The 18024-nt window shown below is 62.3% G+C and carries 11 protein-coding genes; 4 read left to right on the top strand and 7 right to left on the bottom strand.

Going from position 1 to position 18024, the window contains the following annotated elements; genetic code table 11:
• Positions 1 to 2 precede the first annotated feature (2 nt).
• A complete protein-coding gene (locus AC19YS_RS21730) occupies positions 3 to 2378 on the top strand; it encodes an efflux RND transporter permease subunit (RefSeq protein ID WP_106580502.1) in 2376 nt (791 codons plus the stop codon).
• 102 nt (positions 2379 to 2480) lie between these two features.
• On the opposite strand, the gene AC19YS_RS21725 is transcribed toward AC19YS_RS21730, so the two are convergent.
• Positions 2481 to 7388, bottom strand: a complete 4908-nt coding sequence (locus AC19YS_RS21725) for a hypothetical protein (RefSeq protein ID WP_500602633.1) — start codon at positions 7386 to 7388, stop codon at positions 2481 to 2483.
• Between the two features lie 141 nt (positions 7389 to 7529).
• On the opposite strand from AC19YS_RS21725, the gene AC19YS_RS21720 reads away from it, so the two are divergent.
• The 3 genes from AC19YS_RS21720 to AC19YS_RS21710 all read left to right on the top strand — a co-directional run bounded on the left by AC19YS_RS21720 (position 7530) and on the right by AC19YS_RS21710 (position 9315).
• Entirely contained in the window at positions 7530 to 7817 is a 288-nt protein-coding gene (locus tag AC19YS_RS21720) for a DUF5629 family protein (protein WP_119735885.1), read from the top strand.
• Positions 7804 to 8979, top strand: a complete 1176-nt coding sequence (locus AC19YS_RS21715; protein ID WP_500602632.1) for a lactonase family protein — start codon at positions 7804 to 7806, stop codon at positions 8977 to 8979. The genes AC19YS_RS21720 and AC19YS_RS21715 overlap by 14 nt, the downstream gene beginning before the upstream one ends.
• A gap of 156 nt (positions 8980 to 9135) precedes the next feature.
• Positions 9136 to 9315, top strand: a complete 180-nt coding sequence (locus tag AC19YS_RS21710; protein WP_106580498.1) for a hypothetical protein — start codon at positions 9136 to 9138, stop codon at positions 9313 to 9315.
• A gap of 126 nt (positions 9316 to 9441) precedes the next feature.
• On the opposite strand, the gene AC19YS_RS21705 is transcribed toward AC19YS_RS21710, so the two are convergent.
• From AC19YS_RS21705 to fabF, 6 genes are all read right to left on the bottom strand, one after another.
• Entirely contained in the window at positions 9442 to 10035 is a 594-nt protein-coding gene (locus tag AC19YS_RS21705; RefSeq protein ID WP_500602631.1) for a glutathione S-transferase, read from the bottom strand.
• Positions 10032 to 13670 (bottom strand): AAA family ATPase, encoded by a 3639-nt coding sequence (locus AC19YS_RS21700; RefSeq protein ID WP_500602630.1) that lies wholly within the window; start codon positions 13668 to 13670, stop codon positions 10032 to 10034. Before AC19YS_RS21700 ends, AC19YS_RS21705 begins: the two co-directional genes overlap by 4 nt.
• Positions 13667 to 14908, bottom strand: coding sequence for an exonuclease SbcCD subunit D C-terminal domain-containing protein (locus tag AC19YS_RS21695; RefSeq protein WP_106580495.1), 1242 nt, complete (start codon positions 14906 to 14908; stop codon positions 13667 to 13669). Before AC19YS_RS21695 ends, AC19YS_RS21700 begins: the two co-directional genes overlap by 4 nt.
• A 147-nt stretch (positions 14909 to 15055) precedes the next feature.
• Positions 15056 to 15340: a DUF6124 family protein gene (locus tag AC19YS_RS21690; protein WP_178125284.1), complete on the bottom strand. Its 285-nt coding sequence runs from the start codon at positions 15338 to 15340 to the stop codon at positions 15056 to 15058.
• Positions 15341 to 16298: 958 nt separating this feature from the next.
• Positions 16299 to 16679, bottom strand: coding sequence for a RidA family protein (locus AC19YS_RS21685; RefSeq protein WP_500602629.1), 381 nt, complete (start codon positions 16677 to 16679; stop codon positions 16299 to 16301).
• Positions 16680 to 16750: 71 nt separating this feature from the next.
• A complete protein-coding gene (fabF, locus tag AC19YS_RS21680) occupies positions 16751 to 18019 on the bottom strand; it encodes a beta-ketoacyl-ACP synthase II (protein WP_200625385.1) in 1269 nt (422 codons plus the stop codon).
• Positions 18020 to 18024 lie beyond the last annotated feature (5 nt).

Raw genomic sequence — 18024 nt, 5'->3', positions numbered from 1 at the left:
CAATGAGCAGTCATCACAACGATAAAGCGACCTTTCTTGAGCGCCTGATCTTCAACAACCGCCCGGCAGTGATCGTCATCTGCCTGCTGGTGAGCATTTTTCTGTTCTGGCAGGCGACGTTGATTCGCCCGTCCACCAGTTTTGAAAAGATGATCCCGCTCAAGCACCCCTTCATCGAAAAGATGATGGAGCATCGCAATGACCTGGCCAACCTGGGCAACACGGTGCGCATCTCCGTGGAAGCCAAGGATGGTGACATCTTCACCAAGGAATACATGGAGACCCTGCGCCAGATCAACGACGAGGTGTTCTACATCTCCGGCGTCGACCGCTCGGGCCTCAAGTCGCTGTGGAGCCCCAGCGTGCGCTGGACCGAGGTCACCGAGGAAGGCTTTGCCGGCGGCGAAGTGATCCCGCAGAGCTACAACGGCTCGCCGGAAAGCCTCGACCAGTTGCGCAACAACGTGCTCAAGTCCGGCCAGGTGGGGCGCCTGGTGGCCAACGACTTCAAGTCGAGCATTGTCGACATCCCGCTGCTGGAGTCCTACCCGGACCCACAGGACCAGGGCAAGTTGCTGGCCCTGGACTACCGCAAGTTTTCCCACGAACTTGAAGACAAGATCCGCGACAAGTTCGAAGCACAAAACCCCAACGTCAAGATTCACATCGTCGGGTTTGCCAAGAAGGTCGGCGACCTGATCGACGGCCTGGTGATGGTGGTGATGTTCTTCGGCATCGCATTCGTCATCACCCTGATTCTGCTGCTGTGGTTCACCAACTGCCTGCGCAGCACCGTCGCGGTATTGAGCACCACGCTGGTGGCAGTGGTCTGGCAGCTCGGCCTGATGCATTTCTTCGGTTTCGGCCTCGACCCGTATTCGATGTTGGTGCCGTTCCTGATCTTTGCCATCGGTATTTCCCACGGCGTGCAGAAGATCAACGGCATTGCGCTGCAATCCAGTGAGGCGGACAACGCGCTGACCGCCGCCCGACGCACGTTCCGGCAATTGTTTTTGCCGGGGATGATCGCGATTCTCGCCGACGCGGTGGGCTTTATCACCTTGCTGATCATCGACATCGGCGTGATCCGCGAGCTGGCCATCGGCGCCTCCATCGGCGTGGCGGTGATTGTGTTCACCAACCTGATCCTGCTGCCGGTGGCGATCTCCTACGTAGGCATCAGTAAACGCGCCATCGCCAAAAGCAAGAAAGATGCGCACCGCGAACACCCGTTCTGGCGCCTGCTGTCCAAATTCGCCAGCGCCAAGGTCGCGCCGGTGTCTATCCTGCTGGCGCTGATCGCCTTCGGTGGCGGTCTCTGGTACAGCCAGAACCTGAAGATCGGCGACCTCGACCAGGGCGCGCCGGAACTGCGCCCGGACTCGCGCTACAACAAGGACAACAACTTCATCATCAACAACTACTCCACCAGCTCCGACGTGCTGGTGGTAATGGTCAAGACCCGTGCCGAAGGCTGCTCGCGCTACGAAGCCATGGCGCCCATCGACCAGTTGATGTGGAAGATGCAGAACACCGAAGGCGTGCAGTCGGCGATCTCGTTGGTGACCGTGTCCAAGCAGATGATCAAGGGCATGAACGAGGGCAACCTGAAATGGGAAACCCTGTCGCGCAACCCCGACGTGCTGAACAACTCCATTGCCCGCGCCGACGGCCTGTACAACAACAATTGCTCGCTGGCGCCGGTGCTGGTGTTCCTCAACGACCACAAGGCCGAAACGCTCGACCGCGCAGTGCATGCGGTGCAGGATTTTGCCAAGGAAAACAACAAGGACGGCCTGGAATTCATCCTTGCCGCCGGCAACGCCGGGATCGAAGCGGCGACCAATGAGGTGATCAAAGAGTCGGAACTGACCATCCTCATCCTGGTGTACCTGTGCGTGGCGACCATGTGCATGATCACCTTCCGCTCGTGGGCCGCCACCCTGTGCATCGTGCTGCCGCTGGTGCTGACCTCGGTGCTGGGCAACGCGTTGATGGCGTTCATGGGCATCGGCGTCAAGGTCGCGACCCTGCCGGTGGTGGCGCTGGGCGTGGGGATTGGCGTGGATTACGGCATTTACATCTACAGCCGTCTGGAAAGCTTCCTGCGCGCCGGCCTGCCCCTGCAAGAGGCCTACTACCAGACGCTCAAGTCGACCGGCAAAGCCGTGCTGTTCACCGGCTTGTGCCTGGCCATCGGCGTGTGCACCTGGATCTTTTCGGCCATCAAGTTCCAGGCCGACATGGGCCTGATGCTGACCTTCATGCTGCTGTGGAACATGTTCGGCGCGCTGTGGCTGCTGCCGGCGCTGGCACGGTTCCTGATCAAGCCTGAAAAACTCGCGGGGCAGAAGGGCAACTCGCTGTTTGCGCACTAAGCCCGACACCGTCGCGCAGTGCCGTGTGGCAAGGGCGCAATGCCCTTGCCACACGGCCTGTCAGGTTAGGAAGTGGCCCAGCGCAATGCACAGGGCGAGGCGTCAGCGCGGTGCCCGTGGCACTGGCGCGATGGCCAGGAACAACTGATCCACGGGCGGCGTAATCAGCACATACAGAATGTGGGTCAACGGTTCGCCGCCGGGTTCCGTGCGGGTTTGAAGGTCGGCCTGGACACGCTGCTTGAGCAAGTCCTTCTGCGTGTACTTGCGCTGTTCCGGCAGCTTCAGGTGGGCCCGCGTGTAGTGGGCGGGCAGGGCGTCGGCATGGGCGTAATGAAAGTGCGCATACCACAACACCACCGGCGGTTTCTTGGCCTTGTCGTACACCGCGTACTCGGTGAAGAAGTCGCCGCTGAGGGTCGGGCGCTGCGGGTCGGCCAGGCTGGTCAGGTTGATGTCGATCTGTTTTTGTTCCCACAGGTAATTGAGGCTCTCCTGGGTCGGCCATTGCCGTTTATACGCCTCACTGCACACGCGCTGCGCCAGCCGGCTGATGTCCCTGGCGTGTGCCCGGTATTCATCGATCAGGCGTTGCACCGCGGTTTTCTGCGCCAGATGGTCGCGTGCCAACTCATCGGCCAAGGCCGTGAGTTTTCCGGCGTGGCCCATGAGCAGTTCATTCCAGTCACCCGGGTCGACGTGTTGACGGGTCAACGGCGAGTCGAGTTTTTGCTGCTCGGCCGTGATCAGTTGTTCAATGCCTTTGCGTTGTTCGATCAGCGCCTGGGCCACGCCTTTGAGGGTGGCCAGTGAGCGAACCTGGGCTGTGCCGGCCGGGGCAGCCGCCGGGTCTTTCGCGGTCGTGGCCCAACCGTCTGCGTGTTGGCTGAACGAGGCAATGGTTTCACCGGTCAAGGCGTCGGTGAGGGTCAGTTGCTCCTGGCTGTTCTGTGCATCGGCAGGCTTGAGCTCACCGATGAGGTAGGCTTTTTTGCGGGTTTTAAATACCCGTTTGGCCGGGTTTTTGGGACGCAGGGTTTTCGACAAGGGCAGCACGACGTCCAGCTCTTCCTGTTTGCGTACCACCGCTTCAAGTTCGCTTTGCGCAAGCGCCTGGGCAAATTCAAGGCCTGTCAGCAGGCGTTCGGCTTCCGGGCGCAGGCGCCCGGGGTTGAGGGCCTTGAGGGCGCGAATCGCATCCTCATGACGGCGGTACCGGTCAAGGACCGTCTCATACACATTACGTTGCTCGGCCAGCGGGTACTCGGTACCGCTGCGCACTTCGACGTGAGACTGCAGGGCTTGGGCCAGGTCGCTTTGTTCGAGTCGGTTGAGGTAAAAGTCCTCCTGGGGTGGCAATCGTCGGTCGGCCGTCGCCACGCTGGCGGCGGCGAGGTAATTGAGCGCATTGAGCCTCAGGTTGTTGGCGAAAAAATTCTGCGGGTATTGGATCTGCGTCAGGCATTCCTGGCGGATCACACGGCCCGCCACCGAGTCCTGTTCCAGTTGTTCGAGCGTATGCTCCATGACCGCCGCGACCTCGGCCATGTGCTCGCGGATATTGGCCGATTCAACCGTGTTGCGGATGTATTCGTCGTAGACGGTGGTGTCTCCCAGCAGGTTGTCGACAAACATCCTGCGTGCCATCTGCGCCATGGGCTCGCCCGCGCTGGAAAAACGCATGGCGTTCAACCGGTCCAACAACAACGTCTGGATGGCCGACTGCTGGTTCCATAGGGTCCCCAGGATTTTTGCCCGGTCATGCACGTGCACGCCGGCGCCGCCGACCCTTTCCAGCTCCTGGCCCACCTTGACCATTTCCAGGCGTGGGGGCAGGGACTGGGCAAATTGGTCTTCGAGGTTCTGCAGCAGAATCTGAAACTCGGTGCGTCGCTGCTGGTGGTTCAGGGTCTCCTGCTGGTGCCGCGCCGTCAGGGCCGGCTGTTGCTCCGGCGTTGCTTTTTGCAAAAGATTCCAGACCAGTTGCACGGTTTTGCGTTGGTTTTTCAAGGCGGTGGCGGCAGATAACATCTGCTCCATGGAGGCCAGGAAGGGAGCCATCAAGTGGGTTATTTGCGTATTCAGTGCCTGCCCGCGTGCGAGCAGCGCGTTTTTTCTACGCTGGTTTTCCTCGCGCAAGGCCGCCATCCGCTTGGGGCCACCGCCCACCAGCTTGAGGCCGCGGTCCAGTGTCCAATGGCCTTTTCCATCGGTGCGAAGCTTGATGCCGGGGTGGTCGTTTTTTTCGGGGTGCACGATATACACGTCGCCAAAACCCGGAACGATGCTGGCCCTGAACAGCAAACCACCGACCGAGGCATGCCAGACCCCATTGAGGTTATACAAACCCAGGTGACGCCCGGCGCTAACCTGCGCAGGTAGGGGCCGTGGCCAGGGCAGGCTGAATGCCCGCAGTTTTTCCAGCAGCGCTGCCGATGCTGCGTCGCTGGCCAGCGAATGATCGAAATCCACCAGCGTGCGGCCACCGCCGGGCGGTTCGCAAGGCAGACCGACCGTGCCACGTTCAATCGCCGGCTGGCTGGTTGCCGCGCCCAACGCTGCACGCCGCAACGCCGGGAACATGGGCAAGGCTTCGTCCAGTACAGGGTGCACCGGCGCCGCCGTGAGCGAGCCGTGATGCACCAGCAGCAAAGCGATGTTTTGCAGCAGATCGACCCACGCCAGCGCCTGCGTCTGAGGGTCGTCACTTTCCAGCGCCGGCACATCGTGCGTCAGGCCCTGCACCAGTTGCATCAGCCAGCCGATTGCCGCCAGCGGCCCGCGCACGGCCATCAGCAGGGTATTGAAGCCCAGCTGCATACCTTCCAGGATTAACGCCCAGCGGCTCTCGCTATTGGACATGGACTCGCGCTCAGCCTGCGCCAGCAGTTGCCGAGTCTCGCAGCCGAACAGGTACTCCATGAGGCTGCCATTGTTCAGGGCCTGAAGGATTTCGTCGCTGCTCTGGTCGCCAGCGGCGGCCAACTGCGCAGGTTCAGGCACGCGCGGCAGCGGGTCGAATTCCGAGCCCAGGCCGACCCGCACGTAGTGAGGCTGGGTAAACCCACCGTTGCTGTAGATGGCCCTGGCCGAGTCCGGCAACCAGGTCAAAACGCTGTCCTGCAACGCGCCGGGCCGTACGAGGGCGGCCAGCAGGCTGTCGCGACTGGCAAACTCCAGCAGCGAGTCGCGATAGGCCGGCCGATACAGCAGGTGCGGGCCTCGTTGCGTATCGAGGGGCTCGATGATGAACATGTTTTGCACCACGTCCGCCGTGGCGCCGGGCTTGCGCACCAAGGCCAGCACCCGCATGACGATGCTTTCGCCGTCGACCTGGCGCCCCGTGGAGGCCGGGTTGAGCACGGCATTCACCCACAGGATGCCGCGCGGTGTCAGGCCAGCTTCGCCTTTGAGCCTGTGCTCCAGCGCTTGGGTTTTCAGCTGCACCGGCCGTTGCTGTTCGAACAGGCGCTTGCGTTTTTGCGCGGCCTCGGTATCGCCGAGCAGCTCCTGGCGCAGGTAAAGAGGGTAATTTTTGCCGATGTCGACACGCTGGACCAGTTGGCGAATGCCGTCGGCTGTCAGCCAGGCTTCGATTGCCCGACCGGTGCGGTGGCTGAGTGTCATGCGGCCATTGGGCGCGCCCGAGAGGTTTTTCAGGGCCAGATCCACCAGGCTCAGGGTCACCGGTTCGACATAACCGCCGGCCAGGGTGCCCACCGCCACGTGAAAGGTCAGTTGCAGATCGTCGGCGTGGTAGCCACTCGATCGAGCGGCATTGTCGCAGGCGCGTTGGCCACCCAGGGCGACGCTGCGATCCAGGCACAGTTGGTGGTTCAAATGTTCGGTTGCATAGCTGCGCAGGGTTTCCAGGCCGTCGAAATCCGAATCGCCAAGGGTCAAGCGGCGGATGCCGGCCTGTTCAAGCAGGCACTCACGGTAAGCAAGGCGCTCGGCCGCGCCGGCGTGCTGCAGCCAGGCGGGCAGGGCTGCGCGGATCGAATTCAGGGTTGCCAGCGGTGTGGTGGTCGAGGGGCTGAAGACTTGCGCCGGGTTTGTAGCGGCAGCAAACCGCAGCTCCAAGGCCTGCACGCTGGACCCGGCCGGGAGCTCAATGGCTGCGAGAGTGTCCAGTTGCCCCTCAAGTATGAGCGCGGCTTGCACCTCGAAAATATTGCCGTCGGGCTCGTACTGCTTCCAGGTGATGCGCTGCGCGCGAAAACGCTGCTGCAGGTGCATTCCCCAGGCCTGGCCGAAGGCTTCGAGGTCGGCGTACGCCTCGATCTGCCCCGATACGCGGCATAGCAACACCTGCGTCGGGGCGACCACCAGCACATCGCTGGCTTGCAGGGTGAGTCGGCTGCCTGCCTGCTCCAGAACGGTTTCCAGGGTATAGGCGCGCACGGCCTTCTGTGGCCAGGGGCGCTGGGCGCGCGTACTGCGCTCGGGGTAACGGGCCAGTGTGAGGAGCGTATCGAGCTGTCGTGCCAGGCTCCCTGGCTGGCGAATGGCCGAGTCGAGCAGCGCGCCGTGCAGCACGCGGGCCAGCCACTGCCAGCGGCTGCCCCCGGCCTCCGTGTCCTGGTTCCAGTAGGCTGCCAAGGCGTCTTGAAAAGCGATACTCAGAATCAGCGGCAGTTCTCTGATAACGGCTTCGATGACTGCCAGGTCATAGTCGTGCGGGCCATCGGCCTCAAAGCTCAGCCGGGTTCCCGTGGCGTCGCCCAGGTAGCAGTCCAGGCCGTAGCGCATGGACACATCGGGAAAGCTGCCATCGGCCAGGTGACTGAGCGCCACCTCCAGCAACGGGAGCAAGCTGCGTCCGCCGCCGTCACGGGGTATGGCCAGGCGCAGGTCAGCGAGCGCAGAGCGCAGCGGCGGGTATTTTTCCTTCAAGTGGTCGGCCAGCAACTGCGCAGTGACTGAGCGCAGCGTCGGGCGAGTGAGAAACCGGGCTTCAACCGCTTGTCGGGCCGGGTGTGCAGCAGGGACGGTGTTCGGGTCTGTCATGGGTATTCCTTTACAGGGGAGCAAAACGCGCCCCAGCAAAGTAATGCGCTGCGTCGCCCGGAGGCGGTAGCCCGTTATGGCCTTAGGTGCAGGCAGCAAACTGGCCTATCATTAGCGCTTTGAACCTGATGAAAGACTGTGATGACTGATAATTTGCCTGCCGTCCTGAAGACTTCCGACATGCTTGAAATCGATGGCCTGCATGCCTTTGATTTCACCTTTGATGAACAGGCCTTGCTGATCACTGCCATGGACGGTCGTGCTGAAAAACGCTGGCGTTTCAGCCTGGAGCAGGTGCAGGCCGCCACCTTCGATGACACCTTGCAAAGCTGGACCCTTACCGGTGATTCGGGCGAGCACCGCCTGATCTGCATGAGCGCTTTCACCGGCAACAATAACGACGAGGATGAAGCGGATGATGATGCGTAAATTCTGGCCCCTGCTGATGGCGGGCAGTGTCGGTGCCATGTCGGTGCAAGCCGCCCCGGCAGACACCTACGAACTGCTGGTGGGCAGCTACACCGCCGGTACCAGCGAGGGTATCTACCGCCTGCAGTTTGACAGCCGTACCGGTCAATTCAGCGGCAAGCCGGTACTGGCCGCGAAGGCGGCCAACCCGTCGTGGCTGACGATCTCCAAAGACCAGAAGCATTTGTTCGTGGTCAACGAGAACGGCCAGGGCCAGAAAGACCCGGTCGGCCGCGTCAGCAGCTACAGCATTGACCCGCAGAACCATCAATTGACCCTGATCAACCAGGTGCAGAGCCTGGGCAATGAACCCACCCATTCCAGCCTTGCCGCTGATGGGCGTTACCTGTTCGTTGCCAACTATTCGGTACTCGAAGATCCGGGTGGCAGCCTCGCAGTCCTGCCGGTTGACGCCGCTGGCAAACTGTCGGCGCCGGTGCAACTGAGCGGGCATCCGTCCAGCCGGGTAAACCCGGAGCGCCAGGCCTCCAACCATGTGCATTCGGTGGTGTCATCGCCGGACGGCAAATACGTGTTTGTTCAGGACCTGGGCGCCGACAAGGTGTTTGCCTACCACTACGACCCCAAGGCCAACCCTGAACTGCCGCTGACCCCGGCCAACCCTGCCGCCGTGCTAATGCCACCGGGCAGCGGCCCGCGTCACTTGCTGTTCAGCGCGGATGGCAAGCATGCCTGGCTGACCACCGAGATGAGCGCTCAGGTCGCCGTGTTCGATTACAACGACGGCAAGCTCAGCCAGACCCAACTGGTCGATTTTGCTGCCGGGCAGCCGGTGGCCGACAAGGCCGGTGCGGCGCTGCACGCCTCCAGCGACGGCAAATTCCTGTACGTGAGCAACCGCGGCACCGCCAACCAGATGCTGGTGTTCAGCATCGACCCGGCCACCGCGCACCTCAAGGAACTGCAGCGCCGCTCCGTGGAAGGTGACCACCCGCGCGAGTTCAGCCTGGACCCGAGCGGCAAGTTTTTGCTGATCGCCAACCAGAAAAGCAACGAAATCGTGGTAGTCGAACGCGACCCCAAGACCGGCCTGCTGGGTAAAACCGTGCAGAAACTGCCGATCGATGCCCCCAGTGACCTGAAGTTTCTGGTGCGTCAATAAGCCACAGGCCCCGCCATGCGGGGCCTGACTCGGTGTATTAATTCTATTAATAGCGGCTACTGTTTCAAAGCATTACCAAGGTTCAGCCCTCGGGCGTAAGTTGGGTTCCAAGGCCTTCCCCGGCCACCTAAACCAACGAACACAAGGGTTACCGACATGAACTTGAACCTCTTCTCCATCATCGCCGCTTCCGCTGTTTCCGCCACCGTGGCATTGCCTGCCGCCGCCAGCGTGGAAGTGTCCGGCAAAAAATCCAACACCACGGCCTACACCCAGAAATACCTGCAACAGAGCGCCAACTTCTACGCCGCACTGGATCACAAGACCCAGCACTGAGCGTGAGCTGAGCGACGGTCACATGTGGGAGCTGGCTTGCCTGCGATGAAAGCAACTCGGTGTATCCGTTGGAACGAGGTGTCGGCATCGCAGGCAAGCCTGCTCCCACATTTGATTGTGTTGGGCTCAGGGTTTTGCCATTACCGCGACAAACAGCGCTGATTCCAGAAAACGCTGCAGCCAGGCCTGCAAACGAGGATACGGCGCGCTGGCGAACCACTCGCGGTCCACGTGCGCAAACTGACGCACAAACGGCGCCAGTGCCACATCGGCCAGGCTCAAATGCTCGGCCAGCAAAAACGCCCGATCCGCCAACAAAGCCTCCAGTGCACGCAAAAACACCGCGCCCTCGGCCCGATAATGTTCCATCGGTAGCTCCGGGTAGCGCTCGGCATACTTGTATCGATTCAAGTGATGTTTGAAGGCCTGGTCGTTCTCGGCGATCAGTTGCAGCACCCGTGGGTCGCCCTTGAGCAACCAGTCGTCAGGGTCGTGCTGCGCCAGGGCCCAGAGCATGATCTCCAGGCTTTCCTCAATGACCCGACCGTCCACACTCAATACCGGCACCGTGCCCTTGGGCGACAGCGCGAGCATGTCGGCCGGCTTGGCTTTCAGGCTCACCTCGACGATCTGCACGGGCACGCCCGCGTAGCGCAACGCCATTCGCGCGCGCATCGCATACGGGCAGCGCCGGAACGAATACAGCAGCGCCTCGCTCACTTGACCTCCAGCGTGCTCAAGCCATTGCCCTGACGCTTGACCTGGATCTGCACTGGAATGCGCTCGTGCATCTCCTGTACGTGGGAAATCACCGCCACCTTGCGGCCCTGGGCCTGCAGACCGTCCAGGGCGTCCATCGCCAATTGCAGCGACTCCGGATCAAGGCTGCCGAAACCTTCGTCGATAAACAGTGACTCGATCTTCAACGTACTGGACGCCATCGACGCCAGGCCCAACGCCAGCGCCAGCGACACCAGGAAGGTTTCGCCCCCGGACAACGAGTGCACCGAGCGCAGTTCATCGCCCATTTCTGTGTCCATCACCAACAGCCCGAGCATGCTGCCGCCGCGTTTGAGGCGGTAGCGGCGCACCAGTTGGCGCAATTGCACGTTGGCGTGGTGCACGAGCAAGTCCAGGTTGTAGGCCTGGGCGATCTTGCGGAACGTGTCGCCGGTGGCCGAACCGATCAGCGCATTCAGGCGCGCCCAGCGTTGCCATTCTTCATAGGCCTGGGTGATCTGTTCGGCCAGCGCGTGGTTGGCGTCCTGTCGGCGCTGGTCTTCGGCCTGGCGCGCGCGCAGCTCGGCGCAGTGTTTTTCGCCCTCGGCCAATTGTTGGTTGAGCGTGGCCAGGCTGTCATCGAGTTGATCGGCGTCCAGGTTGCCGTTGTGCAAGGCCTGATGCTCGGCGAGGCGTTGCTCGCGTTCGTGCAGCAGCACCTTGGCTTGTTCGACGGCTTTTTCGCTGTGTTGCACCTGCTGGCGCAGCGCGCTGATCTGGCTGTCATCAAAGGCCAGCAAGCGCGTAAGCCCCTCGTCATCCAGCTCGGGGTGCAGCGCCCGCCATTCGCTCAGGCGTTCGTCGAGGCTGTGCTGCTCAGCAGTCAGTGCCTGTTGGCGTTCCTGCTGCGCCTTGAGGTCGGCAGCCAGTTGAACAAGGGCATTACGCAGGTCTTGCAGCTGTTGATTGGCGTCGGTTTCGCGCTGACGTGCCTGCGCCACCGCCTGGTCCAGTTGCTGCTGCCACTGCTCAGCGCTGGCGTGATCGCCCAGCAGCGCCGTGAGTTGTGCCTGCGCGGCCTGTCGCTGCGCGGACAACTCGGTGACGTGCTGATGCAAGGCGTCCAGTTGCTGCTGGCGATGCTGCTGATGGGTCTGTTCTTTCTCGATGGCCTGTTGACGTTCCTGCTGCTCGGCCAATTCATCGCGCTGATGGCCCAGCTGCTCCAGGCGCTGGCTGACCTGCTGGTCGAGCTGCATAAAGGTCGCGGCCGGTTCGCGGCGCAAGCCTTCGAGGGTTTCGGCCGGCAGCAGGCTGGCGAAGGCATGCAGCTCTTCGTCGAGGCGTTCGCGGTCGTTGGACAGCTCGCGTTGCTGGTCCACCAGCAACTGCCGGGCTTGCTGGCTCGCATCCTGAGCGGCTTGCAACTGCTGCTGCAAACGCCCGGCATTTTGTTGCAGGTTGAGCAGGGCGCCCTGGCGCTGTTCGTCCTGGGTGATGCTTTGCGTCAGTTGCGCCAATTGCTGAGCCAGCCAAGTGCTGCGCTTGGCGGCGTCCTGATTGAACAATGAGCCGCTGAGCGCGTGCGCTTGCAAATTCGACGCCGAGGCATTTTGCGACGTGACCAGTACTTCTTGCTGGCTCAGAAATTCCTTTATCTGCGCATTCACCCCGCCCAGTTCACCGCGCAACTCGATCAGTTTTTGATTGAGGGTATCGACGGCCTTTTGTGCGGTTTGCTCTTCACTTTCGTCATGGCGTCCGAGGCTTTGCAGCAACGCTTCAGGTTGGTGAAAGGGGTGTTCCTGGCTGCCACATACCGGGCAGGGCTGATCGTCTTGGAGTTTCGCACGCAATTCTTCAACGCTTTCACTGCGTAGCGTGCGTTGACGCTCCAGCAACTGCTTGGTGACGGTCAGCGCATGTTCGGCTGTAGACAGTTCAACCCGTGCTTGCTGGCCAGACTGGATCAGGCTTTCACGTTGCTGGTGGGCGTCTGCGAGCTTTTGCGTAAGGACCGTGACTTGCTGATCAAGCTGCTGCTGGTTGTCCCACAGGCGCGTCAGGTCTTCAAAGGCGCGTTGCTGCTTGCGGTTGTCCTGCAGCAGGCTCGCCAGTAGCTGGATCTGCTCGGCGACCGCGTGCGGCTCGGCGCCGGCTTCCTGATACAACAGGTCCAGCGCGTCACGTTGCTGAGCGAATTTCTCGGCGGCGGTGGTGGCGCGTTGTTCCAGCTGCGGCAGTTCGCTCTGGCCTTTGTTCAAGCGATTGCCGATCAGCATCAACTGTTGCAGACGGTCGCGGTAAGCGCCCCAGGCATCGCTCAGCGGCGCCAAGGCAGCGCTGCGCTCCAGCTCGGCAGCCAGGCGTTGCAGGCGTTCGGCAACGTGGGTGTGTTTGTCCTGCAACCCCTTCAACAAGGTCTGGCCTTGGGTGCAGGCGACTTCGTGTTGCTGCTGGTCCTCGGTGCGTTTGGCCAGGTCCTTGGTCAGGTGGGCGAGGGTGCTTTGTGCTTCAACGGCCTGGCGCAACAAGGGCACGGCGTCGGCCTGGTGCTTCAGCGCCTCAGCCAGTGCCGCCTGGGCCGCCACTTGCTGGGCTTGCGCCTGCTCCTGACGCGTGTGCAGCGCGGTTTGCTGCTCGCGGTGCTGCTGAATCTGCGCGGCGAGCGGCGTCAGCAACGTGCCGAGTTCAACCTGTCGAGCAAACTGATGGCGTTGTGGCGCCAAGTGCTCCAGGCGGCTCAAATCCTGGCGCTGCTGGCCCTGGCCATCCCAATCGGCCTGGGCGCGTTGCAGTTGCTCAGTCGCACTTTGTTGGCGCTCCTGCCATTCGCGCAACTCCTTGAGCCAGGTGTGCTGCAACTCCAACTGCTTGAGCTGGGCCTGCTGGGCCTTGAGCTGCTGCTGCGCCGTGGCTAACTGTTGATCCAGTTCGGCACGGGCCTCGGCGGCCAATGGCACCACGCCGGTGGCCTGGTCTTGCAGTTGTTTGTGCGCGTCCTTGGCATCCTTGGCCTTGTCGAAGGCGCGGCGGCCAAGCTGGGTGTAGAGCGCGGTGTCGGTGAGCTTTTCCAGCAGTTCGCTGCGCTCATTGTCGTTGGCCTTGAGGAACGCGCTGAATTCACTTTGCGCCAGCAACACCGCGCGGGTGAACTGCTCGAAATTCAGGCCCAGGGCCAGTTCCAGCTGGGTCTTGTATTCGGTCTTCTGGCTGGCCAGCAGTTGGTCGCTGTCCAGGTCGATCAGGCTTTGCCGGCTGTTCTGCAACTTGCCGCTGGCCTTGTCGCGGGCGCGGTTGGCCTCCCAGCGCGCACGGTAGCGACGGCCGTTGACGCCGACAAAGTCCACCTCGGCATAACCACCGCCGGTGCCGCGGCGCAGCAGGGTGCGTGGGTCGCCGATGGAAATGTCGCTGTCGGCATCCGGCATCTTGGCCTGGCCGGTATCGCCCAGGCGTGGCACCGCACCAAACAGCGCCAGGCACAAGGCATCGAGCAAGGTACTTTTGCCCGCGCCGGTCGGCCCGGTGATGGCAAACAACCCGGCGCTGGCCAGGGGCTCGGCGGTAAAGTCGATTTCAAACGGGCCGGCCAGTGAGGCAAGGTTTTTCAGGCGGATGGCAAGAATCTTCATGGCTGTTCACCCGCCTGTTGCACTTCCTGGAGCAGCACGGCGAAATCCTTCAAGGTCTGTTCATCCACTTCACTGCCGTAGTTGTCCTGCCAGGCGCGGCTGAACAGCTCCTGGGGCGTGAGCTGGTCGAGTTCGACCAGGCGCTCGTCGTCGGTGGCGTCGCTGCCGCGCTTGCCGGCATATTCAGCGGCGATGCGCACCAGGCGCACGGCCTTGCCTTGCAGGGCGGTTTCGATTTGCTGGCGCAGGTCCGGTTGCGGCTCGTCCAGGCGCACCCGCACTTCCAGCCACGGGTGGCGTTGGGTCTCGGCGAGCAGGTCGATGTCGGGCAGATCCGCCAGTTGCTTGAGGATATCCGCCAGCGGCGCAGCGTCCAGGCGTTGCAGGTTGACCGAACGCGGGATCAGGCGCGGCTCGACGCCCACCAGGCGTTGGCCCTGGAAGGTCACGTCGAGAATCTGGTGCTTGTAGCCGATTTCGGAAAACGACAGGGGAATCGGCGAGCCGCTGTAGCGAATGCGTTCTTCGCCGTTCACCTTTTGTGGCTTGTGCAAATGGCCCAGGGCCACATAGCTCACGCTGGCATCGAACAGGCTGGCGGGCAGTGCCTCGGCATTGCCGATGATCAGGCTGCGCTCGGAGTCTTCCGACACCGAACCACCGGCCATATGCGCATGGCTGATGGCAATCAGCGCCTGGCCTTTTTTGCGTTTGGCATTGGCGGCGGCGATCAGCCATTCATGCACCTGGCCGATGCCGCGCAGGTAGTCGTCGCCCAAGTGCGCACCGGTGACTTCCGCCGGGCGCAAAAACGGCAGCGCCAGGCACCAGGCGGCGATCTTGCCTTTGGCGTCTGGCAGCGGGATCAGCAGGCGCTCGGCATCCAGTTGGCCGTCATCCAGCCACAGCACGCGGCCCAGGGCATGCGTGCGCAGGCGGCGCATCAACGGCGCGGGCAATTCGATGCGCGAGCCGGAGTCGTGGTTGCCGGCGATCATCACAATCGTGAGCTTCGGGTTGTGTTCGTGGGCGCTGATGATGAAGTCGTACAGCCGCTCCTGGGCCTTGAGCGGCGGGTTGACCGTGTCGAAGATATCGCCGGCGATCAGCAGCACATCGGGCTGCTCGGCTTTTAATTGGCCCAGCAGCCACTCGAGGAAGCAGGCGTGTTCGAAGTCGCGTTCCTGGCCATGCAGGTTTTGGCCGAGGTGCCAGTCGGAGGTGTGGAACAGACGCAAGGCGAACTCCGGGGAGAAGATGAAAAGGAGGGGAGTTTACCTGTAAAAGCCTGCACCGTGCCCGCGGACGAGCCAGATCGGCTGTGGGGGTTGGCGTGCCGACAGAGCGAGGTGGCTGTGTTGCAGGCACGCCAGCGTCCACAGGGGTTATGCGGCGTGCAGGCAGTTCAGCGCGCGGTCGGCCAAGGTTTTGGCGTTGTTGATCAGGTGTTCGGTGGCGCTCGCCATGTCGCGTTCATGGCCGAGCAGCGTTTGCGTGGTGCTGGCCGCGGTGGCGGCGGCGCAGCGCAGCAGGTCGCAGATTTGGGCCAGGGCGTCTTCGAAGCTGAGGTCGTGATGCGCGACGAAGGACGGCAGTGAATCGGGTTGCAAGTAGTGGCGCAGGGCACGCTCAAAAATTTCGCGGGGTGGGTCGGGGACGATTTTGTTCATGAATGAAACTCCTGGAAGATTGGGAGCCATTCTTTTGCAGATCTCACTCGACAAAAGGTGGCAGCTATGTGCGGGGTGAGATAACCGGTAGGAGCACCCGGCCAGACCGAAGTCTGCCCGCACACAGCCGCCATAGAGCATATTGCTCGCGGTTGTGACACTTGGCGCCTACACAGGATCTCACCCCTGATCGCTGATATGCAGCGACGGAGCGAAGGCTAGCCAGTGAGGTGGGCAGGCGCAAGGCCGAAGGATTGTCTAGGAAACTTCCCTCGAATTAAAGGGATGTGGATTGCTGGCCTTTAACAATGCGTGTCGATCAGGTGGCACTGATCTACCGTGGGGGCGGGGGGGTGAGTACATATCCGTTGCTGCGGTAACGGCCACTTAGGGTTCCGCTCTTACAGCGGGTCACTTTTGGCAAACGCCCCAAAAGTAACCAAAAGGTCTTTGCCCCACCACTCGGCACCTCGCTTAGGCTCGGTGTGCCCTCACTCCGGCTTGAATCCGTGGGCCGCCGCGACGGGCCATCCATGGCCCAACGCGGCTAACCCGGCGTCCTGCCGGGTTACCCACGGATTCAAGCCTGCGTTCGGCCAGCGTGGTTGACGGGGCCTGTCAGATCAAAAGCAAGATCAAGAGCAGAGCACGGCGGCCTAGTAGCCGACCTGAGTGGTAGAAGCAAAAGCAGATCAAAAGCACAGCAGCACATCTCTATCTGATGCACAGAGATCCAAATGTGGGAGCGGGCTTGCTCGCGAATGCGGTGTGTCAGCTACACATGAGCTGACTGACACACCGCCTTCGCGAGCAAGCCCGCTCCCACAGTTTGACCGAGTGCAGCCGCCACCACCGCACTGCTTGGCTTTTCTGTGGGAGCTGGCTTGCCTGCGATGCAGACACCTCGGTCTATCTGACGCTATCGCGCCAACCCTTGATGGGTATTGCCAGCGATAACTCAGGCCTTGGCCGCCATCGCGGTGACTTCCACGCGCATGCCTTCAACGGCCAGTGCGGCCACGCTTACGGCGGCGCGAACCGGCCACGGCTTGGCGAAAAAGCGTTTGTAGACCTCATTGAACGCGGCGCGATCAGCCATGTCGGTGAGGTAGATGGTCAGGTGCATCACTCGGTCCATGGAACTGCCGGCTTTTTCCAGCGCGACTTTCAGCGCTAGCAGGGTGCATTCGCTTTGCAGGGTGATGTCGCCGAGTTCGAGGCTGCCATCGGCGCGGGTCGGGATCTGGGTGGAGACCAGGATGCCGTTGAAGCCGACGACGTCGGAGGAAATCGAGTCGGCATCCGGATCGGGGGTGTAGCTCAGGTCGTGGTTGGCCATGGGCGCCTCTGGTTGGCTGTAGCAGAAGGCGCACATGGTCCCCGAAAATCACGGCAGGGGCAAACCGAGGGTTACGCCCAGCGGCGGAACAGCACGCTGGCATTCACGCCACCAAAACCGAAGCCATTGGACAGCGCATATTCAATCGGCATGTGCCGCGCTTCACCGCGCACCATGTCCAGGCCGTCGGCCAGCGCGTCCGGGTTGTCCAGGTTCAGCGTCACCGGGGCGACCTGGTCGCGCAGGGCAAGCACGCTGAAGATCGCTTCGATGCCGCCTGCAGCGCCCAATAAGTGGCCGGTGGCAGATTTGGTTGAGCTGATGGCCGGGCCGCCCTCGGCGCCGAACACGGTCTTGATCGCTGCCAGTTCGCCTTTGTCACCCACCGGCGTCGAGGTTGCATGGGCGTTCAAGTACTGCACCCGGGCCGCCTCGATGCCTGCCTGACGCAGTGCCTGAGTCATCGCCCGCCGCGCGCCATCACCGTCTTCCGGCCCGGCCGTCATGTGGTAGGCATCGGCACTGGTGCCATAACCCACCAGTTCGGCGATGGGCTGCGCGCCGCGTGCCAGGGCATGTTCCAGTTCTTCGATGACCAGGATGCCGGCCCCTTCGCCCATCACGAAGCCGTCACGTGCCTGATCGAAAGGCCGCGACGCCCGCTCTGGCGTGTCATTGAAGTCGCTGGATAACGCCCGCGCCGCCGCAAAACCGGCCAGGCTGACCCGGTGAATCGCCGCTTCCGCACCGCCACACACCGCCACATCGATTTCCCCGGCACGGATCATCCGCGCCGCGTCCCCAATCGCTTGCACACCGGCTGCGCAGGCGGTTACCGGCGCGCCCAGCGGGCCTTTCAGGCCATAGTTGATCGACACATGCCCGGCCGCCATGTTGCTCAGAAAGGACGGAATGGTGAAGGGCGACAAGCGTCGCGGGCCTTTGCTGTCGGTGGTGCGCACGGCATCGGCAATCGCCGGAAAGCCGCCGACGCCAGAGGCAATGATGGTCGCCGTGCGTTCCTGTGCCTGCGGCGTTTGAGGCGCCCAGCCGGCTTGCTTGAGGGCTTCATCGGCTGCCGCCAGGGCGAACAGGATAAAGCGGTCCATCTTGCGCTGTTCCTTGGCGGCCAGCAGCCGATCAGGGTCAAACCCGGCCTCAGGGTCTTGCAGCACGCTTTGCACCTGGCCACCGATGCTGATGGCGAGGTCACCGATCAATTCCTCAGGCAGACGGCGTATGCCCGACTGCCCGTTCAACAGGCGTTGCCAGGTGGATTCCACGCTGGCGCCCAGCGGCGTCAGTGCGCCCATGCCTGTCACGACGATACGTTTACTCATGATCA

It is taken from the genome of Pseudomonas sp. MF08831, assembly GCF_059862645.1.
This window is presented reverse-complemented; position numbering and strand designations above follow the sequence as displayed.

Excerpts from the sequence above, each read along its gene's own strand:
- AC19YS_RS21730 (WP_106580502.1), top strand. The coding sequence starts at position 3 with ATGAGCAGTCATCACAACGATAAAGCGACCTTTCTTGAGCGCCTGATC.
- AC19YS_RS21725 (WP_500602633.1), bottom strand. The coding sequence starts at position 7,388 with ATGACAGACCCGAACACCGTCCCTGCTGCACACCCGGCCCGACAAGCG.
- AC19YS_RS21720 (WP_119735885.1), top strand. The coding sequence starts at position 7,530 with ATGACTGATAATTTGCCTGCCGTCCTGAAGACTTCCGACATGCTTGAA.
- AC19YS_RS21715 (WP_500602632.1), top strand. The coding sequence starts at position 7,804 with ATGATGATGCGTAAATTCTGGCCCCTGCTGATGGCGGGCAGTGTCGGT.
- AC19YS_RS21710 (WP_106580498.1), top strand. The coding sequence starts at position 9,136 with ATGAACTTGAACCTCTTCTCCATCATCGCCGCTTCCGCTGTTTCCGCC.
- AC19YS_RS21700 (WP_500602630.1), bottom strand. The coding sequence starts at position 13,670 with ATGAAGATTCTTGCCATCCGCCTGAAAAACCTTGCCTCACTGGCCGGC.
- AC19YS_RS21690 (WP_178125284.1), bottom strand. The coding sequence starts at position 15,340 with ATGAACAAAATCGTCCCCGACCCACCCCGCGAAATTTTTGAGCGTGCC.
- AC19YS_RS21685 (WP_500602629.1), bottom strand. The coding sequence starts at position 16,679 with ATGGCCAACCACGACCTGAGCTACACCCCCGATCCGGATGCCGACTCG.
- fabF (WP_200625385.1), bottom strand. The coding sequence starts at position 18,019 with ATGAGTAAACGTATCGTCGTGACAGGCATGGGCGCACTGACGCCGCTG.